Below are 4,696 nucleotides of genomic sequence, written 5' to 3'. Positions count from 1 at the left end.
CGGTGACGGCGAGCCGGGTGGGGGCGGGTCGGGAAGTACCGGTAGGCGACGCCGACAGGTGGTCCGGCCGGGCGGCGCGCAGCGCCTCGGCGGTCTCCGTGGCCAGCCGGATCGCGTTGTCGCGCGCGGAGGTCATCCGATATCCCGAGAAGATCGACTCCAGGGCGGCCGCGAGCAGTGGGACTGCCTGGCGCAGTGGCTCGTCGCGGTGCAGTGGTCCTTCCCGCTGCAGTGGCTCGTCGCGGATCTGTGCGGGCGAAGGAACCCGCAATGCGGCGAGTTCGTCCGCGAGGGCGGAGATCGTTCCTTCGACTTGGCGCTGCTCCTCGGCGACCGCGTTGGAGATCTCGTCGATCATCCGGCTAGGCGGCTCCTCCTCCCGCAGCCGGCCCAGAATGACGCCGACGATCTCCTTGTGTAACCGTTCCCGGGGCCCGGGGTCCGCTGCCCGGGCCGCTGGCACGAGCCCGCCGCCCGGGCCGGCGACGGGGCCGGCCAGCAGCCCCGCGACCCGGCGCAGCTGACCGCGTAGCCGCTCCGCACTCGCCAGGTCCGCCGGCAGACCGACCGGTTCGATGATGGCGGTGAAAAGACGGCGCACGGGGTCCGCGGCCGTGCCCTGTTCGGCGGAGCTTGACCAGTTCGAAGCCCGCAGGCGTTCGTACCGTTCGCGGAGGTGCTCGCGGACGGCGAGCGATCCGGCGCCTGCCGTCGCTGCCGAGGCCGGATCGCCCGGCGCTGTCGGGGCCGTCGAGCGTCCCAGGCCGACGGCATCGGTCGTGGTCGAGAGGGGTGCCGGATCCGGGGGACCCGACGTACCCGAACCACTCGCGGTACCCGAACCACTCGCGGTACCCGGGACGCCCGTACGCCGAGCATCCGCGGTATCCGCGAGGGCGGCCAGGCCGCCGCCGGGCGGCGGCGCGGCGGTCCTCCCGACCCGGTTCTCCACCACCTGCCGGCACCAGGGCTCCGGCCGGCCCGGATCGAACATCTCGTCATCGACCAGGGCCAGCAGATCGCCGATTCCCCGCATCCCACCGCGGCCGTAAAGGTCCACGAGCAGCCGGGCGGCGGTGGCCATGATCGGTGGAGCGTCCGGCCCGCCCCGCGGATCCACGTGGATCGCGGCGGGCTCCCCGTTGCCGGCACACGCCGGTTCGAACGGAACGAACAGGAACCGCGGGCCCGGCTCGTCGGTGTGCCGCGCGCCCGAGGGGACGGCGCCCGAGGGGACGGCGGTCGCATGCGTGGAGAAGGTCAGCCGGTAGGGCAGAACACCTTCGAGGATCTCCACCAGGGCCCACATCAGCGTGAGCGCCTCATCCGAACCGGTGTGGGCCACCACGAAGGGACGCTCGGCCCGCGACCATGCCAGTACCGCCGCGATGAGCGTGACGAGCCGATCGCGCCGCACCCCCGCGCGCGCCGACTGGCGCAGGGCCCGCTCGCCCGTCCGTCGGCGTGCGGTGAGGTCGCGCAGGTGGCAGGGGAGCCAGCCGCGGGACGGTGCGGGAGCTACCCACCACGACCCCACCCGCCGCGTACAACGCGAGCCTCACCCGTTCGGTCAGATAGTCCGCCCGGCCGATCAGGATGTGGGCACGCAGCCGGGCCCGGCTCTCGCCGCCGCGTTCCGGGATCCGGATTCGGTGCACGAGCGCCGCTTCCGGGATGCGGCGCGGATCCCTCGCCGTGAGATGGTCCGGCGTCTCGGGATGATCCGGAGACCGGATGATGTAGGTGAGCGCCGACGGTGGGTGGGGGACCCGGCTCTCGTCGAGCTCGACCTCGCCGGCGAGAAGCCCGCTCCAGGACCTGGTCACCGTGGAGCCCAGGGAGCTTGCCGCCGGGAGGTGACTCTCGCCGCTCGTCCTGCTCCGGCGCGACCAAGAATAGATCATCTGGTCGAGCCGCGTCGCCTCCGCTGCCCAGCCGGACCGTGCCCTCGGCGTCCCCAGATGATCGATCACGGTAGACACCCGTTCCGCCGGGCCCGACGGCGTCGCTGAACGCGCCAGCCGCGACAAGCGCCGAGGACGACGGATCCGGCGGCGACGCCTTCCCGGGTGTCTTCAAATCCGCTCGCACCCGCCGGTGATACTTCCTTCCGGGGGCCGTAATGCCGGGCCGCGTAATGTTGGTCCCGCACGAAAGTCCTGGTCCTAGCGGGTGGGCATGAGGACAGGAGCCCCCTGGCCGCTCGCTGCTTCTCAGCCAATGGTCGCCCCCCAGACGGTGGTCTCTCAGCCGGGCATTGATCGTGCTGTCCCGGTGAATTATGGCGTGCTGGCGGAAAAATATTCCTGGCACCCGGTAGACGTCCAGAGGAGTCCTGAAAAATCGGCCTTGCGATCGCTGTCGGCCCGTCGGTTGCGATCCTTCCGCGGGGTGTGCCGTCGCTCCCGCCCGAGGAAGGATCGCAACCGGGCCCAAGTCGTACCCCCGACGAAGTTCTGTAGTGCCCGCTGCCCGTACCGCCGGTCTACGTGTGCGCGGGGAACTTCCGCGGTCGTCCTTTTTTCGCATGGTGGGTCGCCGTTGTAGCCAAGGTGTTGACGTGATGTTATTCGGCTCGTTCATCGCTCCGGATGCGCCCGCTGCCGCGGGCGCGGTTTGTTCGCGGAATTGGTGGGATCCATCGAGCTGATCGGTGCGGGGCCGGTGGTTCCGGCGCCAATAATCCGACGGATCTCACGGCGAGTGACGCTATCCGGAGGGAGGCGGATCTGACGTTGAATACCGTCACACGATGCGATCGGTGAACGGTCTTCGGCCGAGATCGAGGTTGTCATGGCCGTGGCGCGATTCCTGAGCTCCCGGTAGTGCGGGGGAGAACACCTCGGGGACACACCTACGTCTCGCTGGAAGGGCGATCAGAATCGGCCCGCTTCGTACCGTCCGACGGCTTCTCGGTCGGGTGGCCGGTCAGGTGGTGGGCACGGCCGCGTCGGCGCGTGGCCGGACAAGGGTGAACCGGTCGAACGGGACCGGCGTCGGTGCACTGGAGTCGTACACGGTCACCCGGATGCTCGTCGAGCCGCCCGGTTCACCTGGATCCACCTCGAAAGCCGCGAAGGCGTATGGATGCTCCGGTGCCCGGAAGGCGAGCCAGGGCGCGTCCTCCCTCGCCCGGGCCGATCGGCGATGCCACCCGCCGGGATCCTGTTCGTGCACGCCGACGATGACCCAGCAGGCGGGTGGATCGAACAGTGCGTGCGCGGACGGCGACGATGATCCTCCGGTCCCCACGAGCAGGTGGACGGTGCCCGCCGAGGTGTCGAGCAGGTCACCGGCCCCGCCGACAGCCGCGGTGCCCACTCCGTCAGCGGTCTTCCGGGCGGGCGTCGTCGCATCGGGGACCGGGCGGGGAGTCCGGGTCGCGCTGTCCGGCACGACCCCGCGCAGCGGATGAGTGCGCTCGTAGTGGTGCTCGTGGCCGCAGAGCACCAGATCCACCTCGTAGGTGTCGAACAACGGCAGCCATTCCTCCCGGATACCGAGGTCGGCGCCGTTGTGCTCCGCCGCGGTCGACACCGCGGCGTGGTGCATGCCGACGACGATCCAGTCGATGCCGGAATCGGCGCGGGCCTGTTTGAGGGTCCGCTCCAACCAGGAGGTCTGCCGGCCGGCGGTGTACCCATGGAGGTAGACCCGCCCGCTGTCCTGATAGCAGACGTCGGCGGCGCTGAGCATGACGAACCGCACGCCGCCGACGGTGAACGCGTACCAGAGCCCGGCGAGGTAGGCCTCCTCGTCGTGCTGGGGAAGGGCGAAGTAGGCCTGGTAGGCGGCTAGCCCCAGCGATCCGTTGCCCCGCTCGGTCTCATGGTTGCCGTTGCAGGGCATCCACGGCCGGAACCGGGCGGAGGAGCTGATCATCGTGAACCAGTCGAACCAGGCGCGAACCGGATCTGTGCGCTGGTTGGCGTACGACAGGTCGCCGTTCGCGAGGTTGAACAGCGGCGCGAGGCGTTCCACTCCGGTCACCACGTGGCGTGACGCGGCCGAGCCGTACGGGTCATGCGGCTCGTCGGTGCCCTGGTCGCCGAAGCAGGTGAAGCTGAAGGCGGCCCGGTGCCGTGGAGCCGTGCGGAACGACCCGTGGGCCAGGCCCCAGCGCCCGTCATGACCCACGTCATAGCGGTAGCCGGTAGCCGGCAGGAGGCCGGACAGGTGCGCATGGTGGGCGAAGACCACCTCGTTCGTCAGGGCGTCCGTGTAGGAACAGGTGAGCGCGGTCACCGAGCCGGTAGACCCGCCATCCGCCGGGCCGAACCGTACCTGGGGCCGTGGGACGGCAGTTCGGGTCAGCCACGAGACGACCATGGACGTGGCGGGATCAGAGCCGAAGGTCAGGTGAACGCCGAGCGCGACGTCGGGACTACCAGTCACCAGCGGAGCTCTCCGTTCGCCGAACCAGCAGTCCGAACCGTCCTCGGGGCGATGAAGTTGTGCCTGTGCTGTGCCGGCAACCGGACCCGATCTCGCCAGGTGCCCCGGCTGGCAAGGTGGTTATCCGGTGGCTGACATTTTCCCATATTCCGTTACCGGTCGCCGACTGAGCGGTGTGACCGAGCGATGTGTGAGAGAACGAACGTGTTCCAACTCTGGAGCGACCAGCCCGGATACGCGGCCGAGACGGCGATGGCCGGCGCAGCCCCGGGGCTGCGCCGGCCATCGCCGTCTGGCCATC

General features: G+C 70.1%; 2 protein-coding genes and 1 pseudogene. All 3 read right to left on the bottom strand.

All coding sequences use genetic code 11. The annotated features are described in order from the left end of the window. Nucleotides 1-1,417: pseudogene (locus tag ACY5KJ_RS04630) on the bottom strand (hypothetical protein); the annotation flags it as partial. After that, a complete protein-coding gene (locus tag ACY5KJ_RS04625) occupies nt 1,323-1,973 on the bottom strand; it encodes a hypothetical protein (RefSeq protein WP_462202851.1) in 651 nt (216 codons plus the stop codon). The pseudogene ACY5KJ_RS04630 and the gene ACY5KJ_RS04625, both read right to left, overlap by 95 nt. Nucleotides 1,974-2,928: 955 nt before the next feature. Next, the gene (locus ACY5KJ_RS04620; protein WP_462202850.1) at nt 2,929-4,395 is read right to left on the bottom strand and encodes a purple acid phosphatase family protein; all 1,467 of its coding nucleotides are present in this window, start codon (nt 4,393-4,395) and stop codon (nt 2,929-2,931) included. Nucleotides 4,396-4,696: the final 301 nt, after the last annotated feature.

The organism is Frankia sp. CcWB3 (genome assembly GCF_977927595.1).
The sequence above is the reverse complement of the archived record's forward strand: the minus strand, read 5'-3'. Positions and strand labels throughout refer to the sequence as shown.